This window comes from Pseudomonas alkylphenolica (assembly GCF_004025535.1).
Taxonomy (GTDB): domain Bacteria; phylum Pseudomonadota; class Gammaproteobacteria; order Pseudomonadales; family Pseudomonadaceae; genus Aquipseudomonas; species Aquipseudomonas alkylphenolica_A.
Window position 1 is genome coordinate 126804 of the sequence record NZ_QJRG01000042.1, and the last position, 18207, is coordinate 145010.

20 protein-coding genes are annotated in these 18207 nt (G+C 61.4%); 10 read left to right on the forward strand and 10 right to left on the reverse strand.

Going from position 1 to position 18207, the window contains the following annotated elements:
- The first annotated feature begins 88 nt into the window (after nt 1-88).
- Nucleotides 89-949 (forward strand): CAP domain-containing protein, encoded by an 861-nt coding sequence (locus DM813_RS11825; RefSeq protein ID WP_128323575.1) that lies wholly within the window; start codon nt 89-91, stop codon nt 947-949.
- 16 nt (nt 950-965) lie between these two features.
- Here DM813_RS11825 and DM813_RS11830 read toward each other — a convergent pair whose 3' ends face one another.
- Nucleotides 966-1772, reverse strand: coding sequence for a lytic transglycosylase domain-containing protein (locus DM813_RS11830; RefSeq protein WP_128323576.1), 807 nt, complete (start codon nt 1770-1772; stop codon nt 966-968).
- 242 nt (nt 1773-2014) lie between these two features.
- On the opposite strand from DM813_RS11830, the gene DM813_RS11835 reads away from it, so the two are divergent.
- The gene (locus tag DM813_RS11835) at nt 2015-3874 is read left to right on the forward strand and encodes an ABC transporter ATP-binding protein (RefSeq protein ID WP_128323577.1); all 1860 of its coding nucleotides are present in this window, start codon (nt 2015-2017) and stop codon (nt 3872-3874) included.
- A 60-nt stretch (nt 3875-3934) separates the two neighbouring features.
- Here DM813_RS11835 and DM813_RS11840 read toward each other — a convergent pair whose 3' ends face one another.
- Genes DM813_RS11840 through DM813_RS11850 form a run of 3 tightly spaced genes read right to left on the reverse strand, consistent with a single transcriptional unit; the run spans nt 3935 to nt 7038 of the window.
- Nucleotides 3935-4726 carry an SDR family oxidoreductase gene (locus tag DM813_RS11840; RefSeq protein WP_128323578.1) on the reverse strand — a complete coding sequence of 264 codons (792 nt, stop codon included), beginning with the start codon at nt 4724-4726 and terminating at the stop codon, nt 3935-3937.
- Between the two features lie 12 nt (nt 4727-4738).
- Nucleotides 4739-6055, reverse strand: a complete 1317-nt coding sequence (locus tag DM813_RS11845; protein WP_128323579.1) for an MFS transporter — start codon at nt 6053-6055, stop codon at nt 4739-4741.
- 44 nt (nt 6056-6099) lie between these two features.
- A complete protein-coding gene (locus DM813_RS11850) occupies nt 6100-7038 on the reverse strand; it encodes a 3-keto-5-aminohexanoate cleavage protein (RefSeq protein ID WP_128323580.1) in 939 nt (312 codons plus the stop codon).
- 117 nt (nt 7039-7155) lie between these two features.
- Between DM813_RS11850 and DM813_RS11855 the strand changes: the two genes are divergently transcribed.
- Nucleotides 7156-8184, forward strand: a complete 1029-nt coding sequence (locus DM813_RS11855) for an AraC family transcriptional regulator (RefSeq protein ID WP_128323581.1) — start codon at nt 7156-7158, stop codon at nt 8182-8184.
- 35 nt (nt 8185-8219) lie between these two features.
- Here the strand turns inward: DM813_RS11855 and DM813_RS11860 are convergent, their stop codons facing one another.
- From DM813_RS11860 to DM813_RS11875, 4 genes are all read right to left on the reverse strand, one after another.
- A complete protein-coding gene (locus DM813_RS11860; RefSeq protein ID WP_241653172.1) occupies nt 8220-9440 on the reverse strand; it encodes an OprD family porin in 1221 nt (406 codons plus the stop codon).
- Between the two features lie 201 nt (nt 9441-9641).
- Complete coding sequence (locus DM813_RS11865) at nt 9642-10508, reverse strand: SDR family NAD(P)-dependent oxidoreductase (RefSeq protein WP_128323583.1); 867 nt, start codon at nt 10506-10508, stop codon at nt 9642-9644.
- Nucleotides 10501-11019 carry a nuclear transport factor 2 family protein gene (locus DM813_RS11870; RefSeq protein WP_128323584.1) on the reverse strand — a complete coding sequence of 173 codons (519 nt, stop codon included), beginning with the start codon at nt 11017-11019 and terminating at the stop codon, nt 10501-10503. Before DM813_RS11870 ends, DM813_RS11865 begins: the two co-directional genes overlap by 8 nt.
- A 149-nt stretch (nt 11020-11168) precedes the next feature.
- Complete coding sequence (locus DM813_RS11875) at nt 11169-12251, reverse strand: helix-turn-helix transcriptional regulator (RefSeq protein WP_128323585.1); 1083 nt, start codon at nt 12249-12251, stop codon at nt 11169-11171.
- 91 nt (nt 12252-12342) lie between these two features.
- Between DM813_RS11875 and DM813_RS11880 the strand changes: the two genes are divergently transcribed.
- Both DM813_RS11880 and DM813_RS11885 read left to right on the forward strand, forming a co-directional pair.
- Nucleotides 12343-12531, forward strand: coding sequence for a hypothetical protein (locus tag DM813_RS11880; RefSeq protein WP_128323586.1), 189 nt, complete (start codon nt 12343-12345; stop codon nt 12529-12531).
- A 12-nt stretch (nt 12532-12543) separates the two neighbouring features.
- Entirely contained in the window at nt 12544-13092 is a 549-nt protein-coding gene (locus DM813_RS11885; protein WP_128323587.1) for a hypothetical protein, read from the forward strand.
- A gap of 63 nt (nt 13093-13155) precedes the next feature.
- Here DM813_RS11885 and DM813_RS11890 read toward each other — a convergent pair whose 3' ends face one another.
- Together DM813_RS11890 and DM813_RS11895 are read right to left on the reverse strand one after the other, a co-directional pair.
- Nucleotides 13156-13755, reverse strand: a complete 600-nt coding sequence (locus tag DM813_RS11890; RefSeq protein ID WP_128323588.1) for a TetR/AcrR family transcriptional regulator — start codon at nt 13753-13755, stop codon at nt 13156-13158.
- Between the two features lie 4 nt (nt 13756-13759).
- Entirely contained in the window at nt 13760-14206 is a 447-nt protein-coding gene (locus tag DM813_RS11895; RefSeq protein WP_128323589.1) for a MaoC family dehydratase, read from the reverse strand.
- A 114-nt stretch (nt 14207-14320) separates the two neighbouring features.
- On the opposite strand from DM813_RS11895, the gene DM813_RS11900 reads away from it, so the two are divergent.
- From DM813_RS11900 to DM813_RS11920, 5 genes are all read left to right on the forward strand, one after another.
- Nucleotides 14321-14704, forward strand: a complete 384-nt coding sequence (locus DM813_RS11900; RefSeq protein WP_128323590.1) for a tautomerase family protein — start codon at nt 14321-14323, stop codon at nt 14702-14704.
- A gap of 32 nt (nt 14705-14736) precedes the next feature.
- Complete coding sequence (locus tag DM813_RS11905; RefSeq protein ID WP_128323591.1) at nt 14737-15594, forward strand: AraC family transcriptional regulator; 858 nt, start codon at nt 14737-14739, stop codon at nt 15592-15594.
- Nucleotides 15595-15640: 46 nt separating this feature from the next.
- Nucleotides 15641-16048, forward strand: coding sequence for a DUF2000 family protein (locus DM813_RS11910; RefSeq protein ID WP_128323592.1), 408 nt, complete (start codon nt 15641-15643; stop codon nt 16046-16048).
- Between the two features lie 70 nt (nt 16049-16118).
- Nucleotides 16119-16742, forward strand: a complete 624-nt coding sequence (locus DM813_RS11915; RefSeq protein WP_128323593.1) for a LysE family translocator — start codon at nt 16119-16121, stop codon at nt 16740-16742.
- 101 nt (nt 16743-16843) lie between these two features.
- Nucleotides 16844-17782: an autotransporter domain-containing protein gene (locus DM813_RS11920; protein WP_206617378.1), complete on the forward strand. Its 939-nt coding sequence runs from the start codon at nt 16844-16846 to the stop codon at nt 17780-17782.
- The last annotated feature ends 425 nt before the right edge of the window (nt 17783-18207 follow it).

The following is an 18207-nucleotide window of genomic DNA, read 5'->3' on the forward strand; positions in this document are numbered from 1 at the left end:
CCGCTGTGAACTTTGTGTTGAGGACCGCAGTCCTAGCCGAGCCCATTTATCGGCATAACCACCCTCTTCCCCTCCGAGCTGTTCGCCCATGCGTCAAGCCGTTCGCTGCTCCCGCGTTGTCTCGCTGTGCCTGATTCCCCTGCTCCCCCTGTTTGCCCTCCCCGTGCATGCCAGCGGGGAACGGCAACTGGTGGAGGCCATCAACGACTACCGCGCCCAGCCCCAGCGCTGCGAGCGGCGCATGGTCAAGGTCTCGACGCCGCTGGTGTTGAAGCCGAACCTCGCGTTGCCAGTCGGCTATGGCGGCGGTTTACGCGAAAGGCTGAAGGCTGCCGGTTATCAGGCAGTGACAGTGCGGTCCATCCGCCTGGTCGGCGCGTACGATGCCGAGGAGGCCTTTGACATGCTCCAGAGCGACTACTGCGCCGCCCTGCTCGATACGCAATTTGCCGATATCGGCGTGACTCGCGCCCGCAACGAATGGCGGGTGGTGCTGGCGCGCCCCGTGCTCGATGCCCAGCTCGGCGATGGACGATCCGCGAGCAAAGCCTTGCTGGCACAGGTCAACGCGGCACGGGCGAAGCCGCGCCTGTGCGGCCGCCAACGCTTCGCCGCAGCACGCCCGTTGACCTGGAATACCGCTCTGGGGGCGGCGGCGCAGCAGCACAGCCGGACAATGGCCAACCGCAATTACTTCGCGCACCGTGACCCCGACGGTGATATGCCGGCAGACCGAGCCTGGGATGCCGGCTACCGTGGCCGTCAGATCGGCGAGAACATCGCCGCCGGGCAAGGCTCCCCTAGCAAGGCAATGGCAGGCTGGCTGGCCAGCCCCGGGCATTGCGCCAACCTGATGAACCCGGTGTTTACCCAAGTGGGTGCGGCCTATGCCGCGAACCCGCGCAGCGATAAAGGCGTGTACTGGACGATGCTGTTCGGCGCGCCTTGAGGGGCGCCCTGCGGTACTAGCGCTGGTTGCGATAGCGTTCGGTCAATGACTGCACGCGGGTGACGTAGGTCTGTGTCTCGGCGTAGGGCGGCACCCCGTTGTACTCGACCACCGACGCTTCGCCGGCGTTGTAACCTGCCAACGCCAGCATCTGGTTGCCGTTGAAGCGCTTGAGCAGCCAGGCCAGGTAGCGCACGCCGCCACGTATGTTCTGCCGTGCGTCGAACGGATCGACCACGGCGAAGCGCTCGGCGGTGGCGGGCATCAACTGCATCAGCCCCTGGGCACCGGCGACGGAAATGGCGTTGGGGCGAAACGCCGATTCGGCGTGTATCACGGCGCGCACCAGTGCCCTGTCGACGCCATACAAACCCGCAGCGGCCTCGATCTCGCGGCGATAGGACTGGGTGTCCAGACGCAGCGAGGCAACCTTGAAGTCCTTCGGTGCCATGCACAGGTAGCAGCCCTTGATGTAATAGAGCTCAAGAACATCGACCCGTGCGGAGATCCCGACCGGGCGCCGGCTTACATATTGGCGAACGCCACGGTGCATGAAGGTGAACACTCGCACCCGTACCGCGCCTGGGTCGTCGCCCCGCACTACCCGTGGCTGGGCCATGGCCTTGGCGCCGGCAGCGGCGCCCGCCGTGCCATTCACGCGCGAGCAGCGGGCGCTGGCGATGGCCTGGCTGGTGTAGCTGACGGTCCCGTCGCTGGCTTGGCATTTGAACATGGCGCTGGCGCACAGCGGCGCGACCAGCAAGGCCAGCGCGATGCTGCCAGGAAGACCCTTGAGAGCCCACCGCCATGCTCTGCAACTCATCACATCGCTCCGCGCCGCAGGCACCGATCTGGAATGGGCGCTACAGTTAGATGGCCCATTGCAGGTGACCCGTCAGTTGTTCTGGTAGTTATACCCCTTGTAACACCCCGTGTAACCGGCCTTGGAGGGTGCGTTGACGTACGGACTGCCAGGTCAACAGCTCCACTCCCCAGCCTCACAAATCCCTCAAGCCCCCCGTTCAGTGGCAGAATCTCCACAATTTGACCGTTCTGGAGATCACCATGCTTGGAGCATTTGAGCGAAGGCTCGACCCCTTCCCGCCTGACGAGGTACCGCCACCGCCCGTGGGCCTGGCGCGGTTCCTGTGGGCGTGCACACGGGGGGCGCGCGGCTACATCCTCGCATTTGCGCTGCTCAGCGCCAGCGTGTCGATCTACGAAGCCTGGCTGTTTTCGTTCCTCGGCCAGGTCGTCGATCTGCTCGCCACCTGGCAGGCCGGGGGTGAGGCGGCGGCGCAGGAAAGCCGCGTGTTGTGGGGCATGGGTATCGTGATGGTGTGCAGCATCGGGCTGGTGGCGTTGCGAACCATGGTGCAGCACCAGATATTGGCGATTAACCTGCCGTTGCGCCTGCGTTGGGACTTCCACCGCTTGATGCTGCGGCAAAGCCTGTCGTTCTTTTCCGATGAGTTTTCCGGCCGGGTGACCACCAAGGTGATGCAGACGGCACTGGCCGTGCGCGACCTGCTGTTCACCCTGATCGAGATCGCCCCCGGGATCGGCGTGTATTTCATTGCAATCATCGCCCTGGCCGGCGGTTTCGCGCTGAAGCTGATGCTGCCGTTCGTTATCTGGGTAGCGTTGTTCGGGCTGGCGATGCTGTATTTCGTGCCGCGCCTAGGCAAAGTCGGGCAGGAGCAGGCCAATGCGCGCTCGATGATGACCGGACGTATCTCCGACGCCTACACCAACATCACCACGGTGAAGCTGTTCTCCCACTCCAACCGTGAAGCGCATTTCGCCCGCGCCGCGATGGAAGACTTCAAGCAAACCGGTTTTCGCCAGATGCGCCTGGTCAGCCAGTTCGAGATCGTCAACCAGGCCCTGGTGGTGGCGTTGATCATGGCTGCAGGTGGCTATGCCCTGTGGCTGTGGCACCAGGGTGAGGTCGGTGCCGGTGCAGTGGCGGCTATCACCGCCATGGCGTTGCGCATCAACGGCATGTCGCACTGGATCATGTGGCAGATGACCTCGCTGTTCGAGAGCATCGGCACCGTGCAGGACGGCATGGCCACCCTCACCCGCGGCCCCAAGGTCAAGGATGCGCCGGATGCCGGCGTGCTGGTGACCACGGGCGGCGCGGTGACGTTCGACAATGTCAGCTTCAACTACAGCGGCGAACGCCAGGTGCTCGACGGTCTGAGCCTGAACATTCGCCCGGGCGAAAAAATCGGCCTGGTCGGCCGCTCCGGCGCGGGCAAGTCCACGCTCATCAACCTGCTGCTGCGCTTCTACGATGTCGACAGCGGGCAGATCCGCATCGACGGCCAGGACATCGCCCACGTGACGCAAGACAGCCTGCGCAGCGCCATCGGCATGGTTACCCAGGACACCTCACTGTTGCACCGCTCCATTCGCGACAACATCGCCTACGGCCGCCCCGATGCCACCGACGCACAAGTGCGCAGTGCCGCCGCCAGTGCCCAGGCCGATGAGTTCATCAGCCAGCTCAGCGACCGCCAGGGCCACACTGGCTACGACACCCTGGTGGGTGAACGTGGCATCAAACTGTCGGGCGGCCAGCGTCAGCGCGTCGCGATTGCCCGGGTGATGCTCAAGAACGCGCCCATCCTGCTGCTCGACGAGGCGACCAGCGCGCTGGACTCCGAAGTCGAAGTCGCCATTCAGGAAAGCCTCGACGAGATGATGCAGGGCAAAACCGTGATTGCCATCGCCCATCGGCTGTCGACGATTGCGGCAATGGACCGGCTGATCGTCATGGATGAAGGGCGCATCATCGAACAAGGCACACACGCCGAACTGCTGGCCAGGAACGGCGTCTATGCACAGCTGTGGCACCACCAGAGTGGCGGGTTTCTCGGTGAGGACCGCGGGGTGGCCGAGGCGATGGATCAGGCGTAAGCAATCGGCAACTGCCGCCTACCGAGGCGGCAGTCCCGACGTCGGGTCAAACACGATCAGTCAGAGGTACTCGACATTGCCGTCGACGCTGATGGCCTGCCCGGTGATGTTGCTGGCGGCTTGCGAAGACAGAAACAGCGCCATGGCGGCGACGTCTTCCATCGTCACCATCCGGCGCAACGAGATTTTTTCCAGGTACTGCTCACGCATGGACTCGAAGCTGATGTCCAGCGCCTTGGCGCGCGCATCGATCACCCGGTCCATGCGCTCCCCTGCCACCACGCCGGGCAGGATGGCATTGACGCGAATGTTGTCCGGGCCCAGCTCGTTGGCCAACGATTTCATCAAACCGACAATCGCCCATTTGGTCGCGGCATACGGCGTGCGGAACGGATAGCCCAAGCGTCCGGCCACCGATGACATGGCGATGATGTGCGGGTTCTGCTCCGACTGTTTCAGGTACGGTACCGCTTTGCTGAGGAAGTAGTACTGGCTGTTGAGATTGGTCGAAACCGTCTGTTCCCACGCCGCTGCATCCAGGTCCTCAATGTTACCGGTGGGCCCGGCAATACCGGCGTTGTTGACCAGCACATCGAGGCCACCGAGCAACGCAATCGCTTCATCCATGATCCGGTCGACCTGTGGCTTGTCGCCGACATCTGCAACGCCGCCGTGCATGCCGGGGTATTCACGTTTCATGCGCTCAACGGCGCTGGCGTTGATATCGCAAATATAGATATGCGCACCCACCTCATGAAACGCCTTGGCGATGACCGCGCCGATCCCGGCGGCGCCGCCGGTGATGATCACCTTCAGGTTTGGCGGTGGTGTCAGCAAATCAACAATCTTCATGATCAACTCCTCTTATTCATTGACCGGTTGCGGCGTCGGTTCGGCAGTAATCGCCCGGGCCAGCAGCGGCACCAGCAGCAGCCCCAGAATCGCGGCGCCCACGATCACGTAAAAACCCGATGAGCTCAAGCCTGTGGCCTTTTCCGCCAGGCCGAACAGGTAAGGGCCGGCAAAGCCGCCAAGCAAACCGATGGTGTTGATGAAAGCCAGCCCGGCCGCCGCCTGAATGCCTTGCAGGCGTTTCATGGCAATGGCCCAGTAGATCGGCAACACCCCACCGGCAAAAAACGCCGTGGCGGTAAACAGTGCGATACGTGCCGCAGCCTCATCGATCAGGGTGAATGCCAGGGAGCTTGCGATCAGGCCGCAGGTAAACAGACCCAGGCAGTAGCAATCGCGGGCGATACGCCGGTGAATCCGCGGCAGGACCAATACGCCGGCCAGAAACCCGATCCCGACGCTGCTGGACAACAGCCCGACGGTCAGTGGCGAGGTAATCTGCATTTGCTGGATGATCGACGGCGTGAAGAACACCAGCCCCACGAACGCGACCTGGTTGAGGAAGTAAATCAGGCCGATGAGGATCGTCGTCGGGCGTTTCAGTGCCTTGACCCAATGCCCCGAGTACTCGTGCGAGTCGGCATGGCCCGGCAGCAACGCGTGAGCCTCGAGGGAATCGGCCTCGGCCTTGGTCAACCAGCGGGCATCGCGTGGGCGCTCCGGCAGCTTGAACCAGAGGATCACCCCGACAACAATGCTCGGCAGGCCCTCAAGCAGAAACATCCATTGCCAGCCGTGCAGCCCGCCGATGCCATCCATCTTCATCAGCGCACCGCCGATGGGGTTGCCGATAACCAATGCCAGGGCCGGCGCCAGGTAGATCCAGCCGATGGCAATTGCACGGTCCTTGGGCGCAAACCACAGCGTGACCATGTACATCAGCGCGGGAAACAGGCCGGCTTCGGCGATGCCCAACAGCAAGCGCAGCACGTAGAACGACCACTCGCCCTGCACGAACATCATCGCCGACGACAAGGTGCCCCAGCTCACGGCAATCCGGGCGATCCAGCGCCGCGGCCCGATGCGGTGGGCCAGCAGGTTGCTCGGCACCTCCAGCAAGGCATAGCCAATAAAGAAAATCCCCGCGCCCAAGCCATAGGCGGCAGCACTGATGCCGAGGTCGACGCTCAGCGCGGTTTTGGCCAGCGCAACGTTGGTGCGATCCAGATACGACATGAAGTAGATCGCGCACATCAGGGGGATCAGCCGGGTCATTGCCCGCCGGGTGGCGAGCCAATGCGTCTCAGCGGTACTGAGCATGATCGTCATAGTGGAACCTCTTGTTGTTATTTTTCTGGGTTTTGGCAAAACGCTTACAGGTGAACGTTGTGCTTGCCCTTGAGCCCGAGCATTTTCCGGGCTTCGTCAGGTGTGGCGATTTCATAGGACAGCTCTTCGAGAATGTGACGGACCTTGCGCACCTGCTCGGCGTTGGTCTTGGCCTTGACGCCTTTGGCCAGGTAGATGCTGTCTTCCAGGCCGACGCGCACATTGCCGCCCATGATCACGCCCATGGTCACGAACGGCAGCTGATGACGGCCAGCGCCCAGAATGGAAAACTCATAGTTCTCGCGGCCGAACAGGCGATCCGCCGTGGCGCGCATGATGGTCATGTTTTCCGGGTCGGCACCGAGGCCGCCGAGGATACCGAAGCAGGACTGAATAAACAGCGGCGGCTTGACCAGCCCTTGTTCAACAAAGTACGCCAGGTTGTAGAGATGGCCGACGTCGTAGCATTCGAACTCGAAGCGGGTGCCATACTCACCCAGCTCCTGCATGATGCCCTTGATGTCCTTGAAGGTGTTCTTGAACACCACGTCTTCCATGCCTTCGATGTGCTCCTTCTCCCAGGCATGCTCCCAGGTGGAAATCTTGCGCGCGATCGGGTGGATGGAGAAGTTCATCGAGCCCATGTTCAGCGAGCACAGCTCCGGTTTGGCCAGCAGCGGGTAGGCCAGCCGCTGCGCCAGGGTCATGCGGGTGCTGCCGCCGGTGGTGATGTTGATGATGGCATCGGTGGCCTGGGCAATGGCCGGAACAAACTGGCTGAACACCGCCGGGTCCGGGGTCGGCCGGCCATCCAGAGGGTCGCGGGCATGCAGGTGCAAAATCGCCGCACCGGCTTCGGCAGCTTCGATGGATTGGCGCTCGATGTCGGCAGGCGTCAGCGGCAGGTATTCGGACATCGATGGGGTGTGCGTCGCACCGGTGATCGCGCAGGAAATGATGACTTTTCGGCTTGGCTGACTCATGGGGCTGACCTGTATTGTTATTGGGCTTTGCAGTTGCGTGGTACCCAGCTTATTGAATTTTCTGCGCACCGGTAAGATCATTAGCGGACAGCAATGAATCCTTAAGGGACAGCCCGCATGCCACCGAAAATGCCGTTATTCAACGAACGCATCTACGCGCCGTACAAGATTGCCGCGCTGGTGGAAGTACTCAGCGAACAGGGCATCGCACCTGCCGACAGCTTGAAAGGCAGTGGTGTCGACGAGGCCGACATCTACGACGCCACGGCACTGACCTCGGTGCGCCAGTACGCAACGGTGTGCGGCAATGCGCTGTCGCTGTCCAGCGATCCCGAAACACCGTTCAAGACCGGCTCGCGCCTGCACCTGTCCGCGTATGGCATGTACGGTTATGCGCTGATGTCCTGCCTGTCGCTGCGCGACTACTTCCGCCTTGGCGTGAAGTACCACTCGCTGGCCACGCCAACGCTGACCATCGAATGGCATGAGTACGAAGACGAAGCGGTATGGACATTCCCGGACGCCTCCACCCCGAGCCCTTCGCGGGAAATCAAACAGTTCCTGATCGAGCAGCAGTTCACCCAACACGTGACCCACCTGCAGGATGTGTTCGGCAAAAGCTGCCCGCCCACCAAAGCCTGTTTTTCATACCCGGCGCCGGCCCACGCAGCGATCTATGCGCAGTACCTGGGCTGCCCGTGCATTTTCGATCACGACCAGTGCGAACTGCATTACGACAGTGCGATCCTCGATCAGAAGCCGCACCTGGCTCACCGGCTGACGGCGACCGTGCTGCAAGAGACGTGCGATCGCCTGATCGGCCAGGCCAAGGTGTCTTCGGGTATTTCCGGCGAGGTGTACCAGATGATGATGCAAACACCTGGCGAGTTTCCCAGCATGGAAGCGGTGGCAGAAAAACTGCACATGACCACCCGCAGCCTGCGCCGCAAACTCCAGGATGAAGACACCTCGTTCGTGACCATCACCGATGACGTGCGCTGCTCGCTGGCCATGGAATACCTCAAGACCACGATCATGAGCACCGACGACATTGCCCTGCTGCTGGGCTTTTCCGAGCCGACCAACTTTCGCCGGGCGTTCAAGCGCTGGACCGGGAAAACCACCAAGGAATACCGTCAGGGCTGAAGCCATGCTTCACCCCTGACGTGGGTCTGGCAGGCTTAGAAAATCGACAACGGGTAACTGACGATCAAGCGGTTTTCATTGAAGTCAGCCAGGCTGAAATCGCGTTTGATCACCGAGTTGCGCCAGCGCAGCGACAGCTGCTTCAAAGCACCGCTTTGCACGACATAGGCCAACTCGGACTCGCGCCCCCATTCCTTGCCATCGGTAACGCCGCCAGAATGCACATTCGAGCCACGGATGTAGCGGTTCATCAGGGTCAGGCCCGGAACGCCCAGGGCGGCAAAGTCAAAGTCGTGGCGCAGTTGCCAGGAACGTTCGTCCGCAAAGTCATAACTGTTGCTGAAACTGTCGTTGGCCAGCGTCGCCCCGCTCGTCCCGTTCAGGCGCATCCAGTTATCGCCATCAACCTTTTGCAGGCCGAGATAGAACGTACTGGCGCGAAAACGTGCAGACAGCAACGCCGAATAGGTCTTGTTATCCAGTTCCCCTGCGAGCTTGTTACCGTCATCCTCGCCACTGAAAAAGCCCAGGTTCGCCCCTAACAGCCAATCGCCGACTTTCTGGTTGTGGGTGAAGTTGAAGTAGCGCTGGTGGTAGATGTCTTCCAGTTGCGCATACCAGGCGCCGACCTGGCTTTGATTGTTGTTGAACGCGTACTCCGCACCGGCAAAGTTGAACCGGTCCGACGTCACGTCCGGGCGATTGAACATCGACATGCGCTCCATGCTGGCATCGTTGCGCGGGCTGTTACCGCGAAACTGCCCGCCGTAAAAAGTGAAGTTGTCGAGGTCTTTGGAGGTGATTTGCGCGCCCCGGAACGTCTGCGGCAGCGAGCGACCGTCGTCGGAACGAATCACCGGCAATGCCACCACCCATTCACCGACCTTGGCCTGGGTGTTGGCAAACCGCATTTTGGCGGCCACCGCCAGGCGGCCGAAATTGTCGGCAGGCCGGCCATCATCGTGAACCGGCAGCAACTGCGTGTTGGTCGTACCCTTGCCGCCATCGAGCTTTTGCGAATAGAGCCCCAGCGCATCGACGCCAAAACCGACCACCCCCGGGGTAAAACCGGAACGGGCGTCGAGGATCACACTTTGCGTCCACTCCTCGGCCTTGCCTTGCGGGTAGGCGCTCTCGGTAAAGTTACGATTGATGTAGTAGTTACGGAAGTTGGCGTTGACATGGGCATCGTCAAAAAAGCCTTCGGCAAACACCGGAAGACTCGTCAACGCGCTGCTGACGACCAGCAACTTCATCGACGTCGAAACAGCCTGGGTATTGATCAGGGCGCAATATCGCATGTGGACTCTCTTTTGTTTTTATTGGGAGCAAGCAGAGTCAAGCGATACTAATGGGAATCCCGTTGATGCAAAGATCAATAGCAGACAGCATGAGATCCTAAAGGGACATTTCAGCGCAAACAGGTGGCACGGCCGGTTGCCGGCCGTGCCACGCCGTTACTCGACAATCGCCGGGTGAGCCTGCACCGGGCTACCCAGCACATCGCGATACGAAGGAGGTTGCTGGCCGTCGAGGTCGGCAATGCCATAGGCCAAGGCCACTTCTGCGCCGATCAGCACTTGCCCGGATTGCGTCATGCGATCGGGGTCGGCATACAGCGCGTGAATGACCTTGCCGGTGAATTCCGGGCTTTCCATCACGAACGAAAACTCCTCGTAGCGTTCCGGATGGTCTTGCAGTGCGCGGGTAGTGCGCTCGGTGCGCAGCGGGCCCATCCACAGGGACACCACTGCGACGTCGTAGGGGCGCAGGTCTACCGCCATGTCTTTGGCGAACTTGTCGACACCGGCCTTCTGCGCGCCATACGCCGCGCCATGCATGTAGCAGTTCGAGCCGAACGAGGAGGTAAAGGCGATCAGCCCGCCGCGCTGCCTGGCCATCAGCGGTGCGGCATACCAGCTTGCCACATAGGCCGAGCGCAAGCCGACGTCGAGGATGTTGACCAGATCGAGCGACTTCTCCCAGAACGGGCCGGGCTCGATCAGTTGATCGTGTAGAAACGTCGCGTTATTGACCAGGATATCGAGCCGCCCGCTTTCGCGTTCGACCCGTTCAAACAGCGATCGCACTTGCGCGTCATCAGCATGATCACAGGCTACGGCGATGCCTTTGCCGCCCAACGCGTCGATCTCGCGCGCGGTCGCGTGGATCGTGCCTGGCAGCGGCGCATCGCCCTCGTTCTGCGAGCGGCCGGTAACGTACACCGTCGCTCCTGCCGCGCCGAGCGCAAGGGCAATGCCTTTGCCGGCACCGCGCGAGGCGCCGGTGACGACGGCGACCGGTTTGCTGTGGTGGCTACTCATCGGCGCTCTCCTGTGCTGCGCTCGGTTGAACCCCGGCAAAACGCACGCCGGGTGCAGTGTCTTCGTAACTGGCCACCAAGGTGGAGGTTACTACGCAGCGTGTGGCGCAGATCTTCCACTGGCCATCGATCTTGCGGTAGGCGTCTTCGTAGTGCGCGCCGAGTTGCGTGATAGTGCGCTCGCGGGTGTCGATCATCTGGTAGTGCAGGCCCCAGGTGCCGTTGGCCCGCGTGTCATCGAGCACTTCGATCTGCGGGTTGACACCGTGGTGCATCTCGACCACGTGAGGATGGCAGCCCAGCGCCTCGAAAATTGCGACGAGTTGGTCGCGGTCTTCGAACACACCGATGCGGCCGTAGTCGATATGCACCGGGCCAGGCGCGAAGCAGTCGCGCATACCCTGCGGATTTTTCTCGTCGCAACAAGCCAGGTACCGCGCTTTGAGCCGACGAATCGCCTCGGCGTCTTCGAGCGTGCGCAAACGCGCTTCCAGTTGATCGATCGCGGTCATGGCGTCTCCTTGAGTGGTACCGGCCCGTGTATCCGGGCTCCATGGTACAAGCGCGGGCGCGGTGGCTTATCACCCAAACAGACGATGTGGTTTTTTCAATCCGCAGTGAATGGCACGGGCTGCGCCCGTGTTCGCGGCTGAAGCCGCTCCTACAGGCAAGCTTCGTAGGTGCTCAGCGCAGCAGCGAGTTTCTGGTGGACATGATCCCTCAGGGGCTGGGGTGCCAACACCTCGATGTCTGCCGCATTGGCCATCAGAAACAACCGCAGGCCCTGGGTGTCGCGGACCGTGCAGGTCAGCACCCATTTGTCTCCGTCAGGGGCCAGCGTCTGGTCCTTGTCGAGCGGGTTTTCCGAAAGCCGGTTGTACAGATTGTCACTCAGACGAAGCCGCGTTAGCTGGGGCGGCGTGTGCAGGCTCACGAGGTCTTTCTGGGCTTCGTCCGAGTGAATATCGTAACCCTGCGGGTCATCGATCGTGCGCTTGCCAGGCTCGACCCTGGTGATGCGGTGGAGCATCAGCGCACACAGCCGGTTGGGCCCGTTGCTGCTGTACTTGCCTCGCGGGGCGTCAGCATCTGGCGCCTTGCCCAGCCACTGTTCTTCGGCAACAAAAGCGGAGAGATAAATGTTGGAGTCCTGGTGCGACAACCCCAGTGGCTTGAGTTGGTAGACACACTCAACGTCGTCGGTGTCGCGCGGCCGGTACCAGACTTCCAGGGGCCTGTCTTCAAGGATGGCGTCCTGCAGACACTTGAGGTGCTCGGGGTCGTGCTTGCCCGGCTGCAGCACGGTAAAGCGGGTTCCGGTGGTGATACGCTTGCCGAAATCCAGCTTGCGCTTGGCGCCATCGTGCATGACCAGTTCGGCGTAGTCCCGCAGGCCCTGAAGCTCCTGGGTGGCTGACTGCAGGCCAAAGCGCTCGGCATGCTGGAAGATCGCCGTCAGCGACATCGCGTCCGACGGTGAAAGGACCAGCGAATGGCTTCGTCCCACCGCTTTCCAGAGCAGCTCCCGCTTGTCTGTCGTGCTTTTTTCGGACTGAACGTACTTGAGTTCCTTCAGGACCTTCAAATCCCGATTGGTGGTTTTTTCATGATGGATTTCACCCTCATCACCGTGGCGCTCAACCCAGCTGGCGAGCTTCTTGTGAATGTCTGCGGTAGAAACGGGTTTGCCGGCGGCGCGAAGAATTTGTCGCAAGTAATCGCGACGGTGAGTACGGTTGATCATTTTTTAGGTTCAAGGCAATTCGGGACAAGAAGTGTCCCTATTGAAGTTCAAGATGTTCCTCATTGGCAAGGCACTCGAAGGAAGCATGACCATGAGCGACATCAAGCGGTTGCAAACGCTGATTTTTCCGCCCCCTGAAGATAGCCCGCTGGAATACAGCGCGGAATTTGCAGAAAAGATTATCGCAGCATCGCGTGAGGAGTTTCATGAGATCGATGTGGACGAGCTGATCAGCCAACTTGATGCCATGATCGCAAAAGCGCGAGCGCGCAACGAATAAGGAGTGGAAGCTGTGGCAAGTAAAGATGTGAAGTCGGCGATTATCAACGCCAAGCGGGGCATCCAGAAATACCTGGCCCTGATGGATCGGGTGAACAAGGTGAATGTCTCGACGGATGCCGATTTTCGGCGGGCCTACAACGGGTTTTATCGGGTGCAGCGGCGAGCGCCCGACTGGTACGACACCTACTACAGCCTCATGGAGCAGTTGAAGGGAACCCAGCCCACGTTTGCTCAGATTCTCGATCATCTGTACGCCGCCACCGAGCGCTACGAACCGTCGTTCTCCAGCAAACTGGTCGCGACGCTACGTCCGGACAAGCCTGTTTGGGACATTCATGTGCTGCGCAACGTCGGCGAGAAGGCGCCCGACTATAAGTCCAAAACCAAGGTCGAGGACGCCAAGGAGCGCTACGCGGACATCGAGCGCTGGTACCAACGCTTCCTGCCGTCTGATGAAGGCGTCAGCTGGGTCACCCAGTTCAATGAACAGGTACCCGAGCACGGCAAGCTGACCGATCTGAAGAAAGTGGATTTCATACTCTGGCAGATGCGCGACTGACGGCGGCGTATGGCACGGGCTTCGCCCGTGTTCGCGGCTGAAGCCGCTCCCACAGGTGCGGCTTCAGCCGCGATGAGGCCGGCTGGCCGCCTTGTTCACAGCAGCCTCCATCTGTTTGACCCAGGGCGCATCGCCCACTGCCTGCGCCAGCAGTCGCGCCCCCACCATCGCGGCAAACAGCACCCTGGCCTTGTCCTCATCCTCAGCGTCGGGAGGGCTGCCATCGGCACCGGTCATCTCGCTGACAAAGGTTTCGAACAGCTTCTCCGTCCCCGACACATACGCCTCGGCGCACGCCTCATTGACCTCACCGGTTACCACCGGCGCTGCAAACGCCACCAGCGGGCAACGGTTGCTGGTTGCGCGATTGCGCAGGTATTGGCGTACCAGTGCCGCACAACGGCTTTCGGCCGCCGCGTCGGCACGCTGGTAAACCTGCTCCCACGCCTGCTGCGACTGATCGAAAGCCAGCGCAAACGCCTCGGCTACCAGCGCATCCTTGGAGTCGAAATGCTTGTAGAAGCCACCCACGGTCATGGCATTGGCCGCCATGACCTGGGCCACCGAGACGTTCTCGACACCCGACTCGCGAAACAGCCGGCAGGCAGTCTCGACGATTTTCGCCCGGTTTTCCTGGGCTTTTACCTGCGACGAACGTCCCACGGCCTTACGCCTCCCGCTTGAAGCACAGGATCCTGCTGGTCATACGCTGCAGCGCCTCGCCGCGCTGGTTCGAGGTAACACACTCAACCACCACCATGCCCCTGTCGGGCCGCGAGCGCGACGGCGTCACGCTGACAATGGTGCTGTGCGCACGCAACTGGTCGCCGGGGCGCGTCGGTTGTGGCCAGGTGACGTCGGCATTCGCTCCGATCACGCCACGGGCAAACGGCAGGCTGGCCACCAGCAACCTCATGGTGATCGCGCTGGTGTGCCAACCGCTCGCCGCCAGCCCTTCGAAAAACGTGTCCTTGGCCAGCGTCTCGTCCAGGTGAAACGGTTGCGGATCGAATTCGCGGGCAAAGCGGATGATCTGCTCGGCATCCAGCGGGTACGGTTCGCTGGTAAAGGTATCGCCTGGGGCCAGGTCTTCCAGATAGATCGGCTCGCTCATGGCTTGGCTCCTTGGGAAATTGCAGAGGCTTGCGCAAATAGATTACGTCCATTATCTTAATTTTCGCAACCCCGGTTTAGCGTCTCGTCTGATCACCTGTCCAAGGAGCCTCCCATGCCTCTGGTACGCATCGACATCAAAAGACACCCCGACCCCGCTCATCTGCAAACCCTCGGCAAGGTCGTTTATGCCGCACTGCGGCATACGATCAATGTCCCGGAGCACGACAACTTCCAGGTCCTGACCGAGCACGACGGCGACCGCCTGGTGTACGACCCGCAGTACCTGGGAATCCAGCGCACCGATGGCCAGGTGTTCATCCAGATCACCCTCAGCGAGGGGCGAACGACGGAGCAGAAGAAGGCGCTGTACCAGGCCATCGCCGAAGGGCTCAACCGCGAAGCCGGAGTGCGCCTGGAGGATGTGTTCATCAGCCTGGTCGAGGTTCGCAAGGAGAACTGGTCGTTCGGTAACGGCATCGCCCAGTACGCCACTTGAATGGCGGCGGCGAACCGGTCAAGGTAGTGCACATGACCCACTCCACCGAAAAGCCTGCCGACAGCGACTGGATCAACATCGGCCGCGACCTCGATACCGGCATCGAAAGCGTGCACGCGCATTTTCAGGGCCACGCCTACGATCCCCATGACCATGACGAAGTGCTGGTCGGGGTCACCCTGCAAGGTGTGCAGCGCTTCAGCTGCCACCGTTCTCTGCACACCAGCACAGTGGGCCGGGCCATGCTCATCGAACCGGGTGCGGTGCATGACGGCCATGCACCGGAGCCCGAAGGTTTCACCTACGCAATGCTGTATTTGCCACAGCCATGGGTAACGGGCATGACCGGCCGGCTTGGGCTGGGCGATGCCTCGGCGCTCGAAGCGGCGTTTCACAGCACCCTGGCCGACGACCCGCCACTGAGCGCCGCCATCTACCAGGCGTTCATGGCGATCCACCAGAATGAAGGCAAGCTCGCCCGCGACCAGACGCTCGACCAGTTGCTGGCGATGCTGTCCCGGCACCTGTACCGCACGCCGCCTTCACCGCGAATGGAACACGATCTGGTACTTAACCGGGCCAGGGAATACCTGCACGCCCACATGGCCGATGACGTGGGCCTGGATGAACTGGCCGCGCACTCGGGTATTGACCGTTTCCGGCTCACCCGGCAGTTCAAGCGCGCCTTCGGCCAGACCCCGCATGCCTACCTGGTGAGGCTACGCCTGCGTGCCGCCCGGGCCTTGCTCGCCCGCGGCGAGGCGCCCGCCGAAGTCGCTGCGCAGGTGGGATTCGCTGACCAGAGCCATCTGGGCCTGTGGTTTCGTCGCGCTTACCGGCTCACACCGGCGAGTTATCAGCGCCAGTGCACAAATCTTACAGACCGCTAACCCCGCCCCACCCGATGATGGCGCTCCGGTACTTATGGAGCTGCCCATGTTCGACACCAAAATCGCCTTTATCGTCCGCAACGACCTTGCCACCTGGCAGCGCATGAACGTCGTTGCCTTCCTGGCCACCGGCATCGCCTCGGCGGCGCCAGAGATCATGGGCGAGCCTTACATCGACGCCGATGGTCACCACTACGGGAACATGTCGGGCCAGCCCATGGTGGTGTTCGAAGCCGACCTCGCGGGGCTGCAAAAGGCCCATCGCATCGGCCTTGAGCGCGACCTCACCCTGCTGCCCTACGTGTTCCCGATGTTCTCCACCGGCCATGACGCGGCCAACCGCCAGGTGTTCCTGGAACAGGCGCCAGACAACATGGACCTGGTCGGCATAGTGCTGCGCGGTGCGAAGAAAGCCGTCGACAAAGCCATCAAAGGGCTGTCGTTGCACCCGTAATGCCCGCCCCTGTGTTTGTCGATTCCTCATTCCCCCGGAGATCAACCATGTGTGTACCGCAGGTCGGCCAATGAGTGCCGCCACCCTCCTCAGCTTCTGGGCGTTTGCCCTGCTGTTCGTCATCACACCAGGCGCAGACTGGGCTTACGCCATCGGGGCGGGAATACGCGGCAAGGGCATTTTCAGCGCCGTGCTCGGGCTGGTGACCGGCTACGTGCTGTTGACCGTTATCGTAGCGGCGGGCATCGGCACGCTGTTGGCCGCAAGCCCGGTGCTGATGGTGACGCTGAGCATCGCTGGCGCAGGCTACCTCGGCTGGCTGGGCATCGCCATGCTGCGCAACCCACCGGTACCGCAGGCCGCTGCCAGTCAAGGCCCGGGCAGCAGCCAGGTGCGGAGCTTTATCAACGGCACGCTGGTCAGCGGGCTCAACCCCAAGGCGTTCATGTTCTATCTGGCGTTCCTGCCGCCGTGGACCTCGACCGCTGCCAGCTGGAGCATTGGCCTACAGATCCTGGCGCTGGGCGTGGTGTATACCGCCAGTTGCGCGGTGGTCTACCTGATGGTGGGTTTCGGCGCCAATGCCACGTTGCGAGCGCGCCCCGGCGCTGCCCGGGCTATCGGGCGGATTTCCGGTGCGATCATGCTGGTGCTGGCGACGTTGCTGTTGTATCGGGCAATCGGAGCCCTGTAAGCACCTGGGCGCTGGCACTTCCCACTACGGGATCTACGCTTGCCTGACTCGATACCTCCGCTGAAAGCGCAGTCAGGTAGCGATTCGCTGGAGGGGCTTTTATGGGCAAATCGCGTTACACCGTGCACCTGCTTGGGCTGCTCATGGCAACCGGAGCAAATGCCGACGACACCTTGCGCCTGCGCGACGTAAAACTGGAAGAACGCGCCAACGGCATGCTGGCTTTGATGTCCTACTCCATGACGCCCGACCTGACTTCCAGCTCGCTGAGCATCAACGACAACAGCGCCGGCAATCCGAGCCTGACCATGACGCAGGCTGGCGGCGGCGCGACCATGAGCAAGGAGATGCCGCTTTATCTGGAAGGCGCCGTCGCCTACAGCCGCTATGACCCGCGCTTTGTCGCCACCAATGGTGAGCAGACACAAACCATTCCGGTGAAATGGAACTCGATTTCCGCCACTGGCGGTATCGGCTGGGACTTTGCGCTGACCGATGAACTGGCCCTGCGGCCGATATTCAATTTTGCCGCAGGTTACCTGACCAGCGACATCAACGCCGCGCGCCTGTTCATCAACCGGCGCTTTGACCGGGACATCCAGTTTCTCGACAACGGGCACATGACCGCCGTAGGGCTGGGCGGTGCGCTGATGCTCGACCTTGAGCGCGTCAGGCCTGACTACGAACTGGATGTCGAATTGCGCTACAGCTACATGAACCTGCGCAACGTGGGGGGCAAGAACGATATTGACGGCCAGGCCATTGCCGACTCGGTCAACCTCTACACGCGATGGCGGGCGCCCACCGGAATCACCGCACTGCAGCGGCCGTTACGTTATGTGGTGGAAGTGTCTCACTCCGAGTACCTCGGCGATCAGCGTGGAGTGCTGGGGTTTGATCGGCTTTCAACCGTAGGGCTGGGGCTGGAACTGGACTCCAGTGCGTATGACGTTTTCATCACCCGTACGCGCCTGGTGGTCAGGCATGTCATGGGCGATCACGTGTCCGGCGTGTCCGTGGGACTGGCTTGCAGTTTCTGAAGCGACCTTGATCCGAGCCCATTCCCAGCGTCTTGAAATGAGCGCTAAAACGCAGTTTCCGCGCACAACAAGTTGAAATCATTAGGTTCACTACTAGGCTCTTGCTAGTCAATACCGGGCTGAACGTACGCACCAGAAATTTTCCAGTGCTGGCAGTTGCCTCAAAGGGTACAGCGCATCAAGCAAGAAGGAACTTGAAATGAAAGTGATCGCTCGATCCTCGCCTGCCACTAACGCCTCGACGGGAATCTGGAAACTCAGTTCCTCGGTCCTGCTCGCAGCGGCCATTGCCATGAGTAGCCAGGCCTAGGCTGCTGAATCGCCAAAACCCGCCACCGAGGCCACCAAAGCGGCTAACGATGCACTGCTCAAAGAGCTGCCGTTCAACGACAAGACTTCGTTCGAGCTGGCGCACAAAGGCTTTA

Bases quoted from the DNA above. Each gene is read 5' to 3' on its own strand.
- DM813_RS11900 (WP_128323590.1), top strand. From the start codon at position 14,321: ATGCCTCTGGTACGCATCGACATCAAAAGACACCCCGACCCCGCTCAT.
- DM813_RS11870 (WP_128323584.1), bottom strand. From the start codon at position 11,019: ATGACCGCGATCGATCAACTGGAAGCGCGTTTGCGCACGCTCGAAGAC.
- DM813_RS11850 (WP_128323580.1), bottom strand. From the start codon at position 7,038: ATGAGTCAGCCAAGCCGAAAAGTCATCATTTCCTGCGCGATCACCGGT.
- DM813_RS11825 (WP_128323575.1), top strand. From the start codon at position 89: ATGCGTCAAGCCGTTCGCTGCTCCCGCGTTGTCTCGCTGTGCCTGATT.
- DM813_RS11840 (WP_128323578.1), bottom strand. From the start codon at position 4,726: ATGAAGATTGTTGATTTGCTGACACCACCGCCAAACCTGAAGGTGATC.
- DM813_RS11910 (WP_128323592.1), top strand. From the start codon at position 15,641: ATGTTCGACACCAAAATCGCCTTTATCGTCCGCAACGACCTTGCCACC.
- DM813_RS11835 (WP_128323577.1), top strand. From the start codon at position 2,015: ATGCTTGGAGCATTTGAGCGAAGGCTCGACCCCTTCCCGCCTGACGAG.
- DM813_RS11830 (WP_128323576.1), bottom strand. From the start codon at position 1,772: ATGAGTTGCAGAGCATGGCGGTGGGCTCTCAAGGGTCTTCCTGGCAGC.
- DM813_RS11915 (WP_128323593.1), top strand. From the start codon at position 16,119: ATGAGTGCCGCCACCCTCCTCAGCTTCTGGGCGTTTGCCCTGCTGTTC.
- DM813_RS11865 (WP_128323583.1), bottom strand. From the start codon at position 10,508: ATGAGTAGCCACCACAGCAAACCGGTCGCCGTCGTCACCGGCGCCTCG.
- DM813_RS11845 (WP_128323579.1), bottom strand. From the start codon at position 6,055: ATGACGATCATGCTCAGTACCGCTGAGACGCATTGGCTCGCCACCCGG.
- DM813_RS11905 (WP_128323591.1), top strand. From the start codon at position 14,737: ATGACCCACTCCACCGAAAAGCCTGCCGACAGCGACTGGATCAACATC.
- DM813_RS11855 (WP_128323581.1), top strand. From the start codon at position 7,156: ATGCCACCGAAAATGCCGTTATTCAACGAACGCATCTACGCGCCGTAC.
- DM813_RS11860 (WP_241653172.1), bottom strand. From the start codon at position 9,440: ATGAAGTTGCTGGTCGTCAGCAGCGCGTTGACGAGTCTTCCGGTGTTT.
- DM813_RS11880 (WP_128323586.1), top strand. From the start codon at position 12,343: ATGAGCGACATCAAGCGGTTGCAAACGCTGATTTTTCCGCCCCCTGAA.
- DM813_RS11920 (WP_206617378.1), top strand. From the start codon at position 16,844: ATGGGCAAATCGCGTTACACCGTGCACCTGCTTGGGCTGCTCATGGCA.
- DM813_RS11875 (WP_128323585.1), bottom strand. From the start codon at position 12,251: ATGATCAACCGTACTCACCGTCGCGATTACTTGCGACAAATTCTTCGC.
- DM813_RS11895 (WP_128323589.1), bottom strand. From the start codon at position 14,206: ATGAGCGAGCCGATCTATCTGGAAGACCTGGCCCCAGGCGATACCTTT.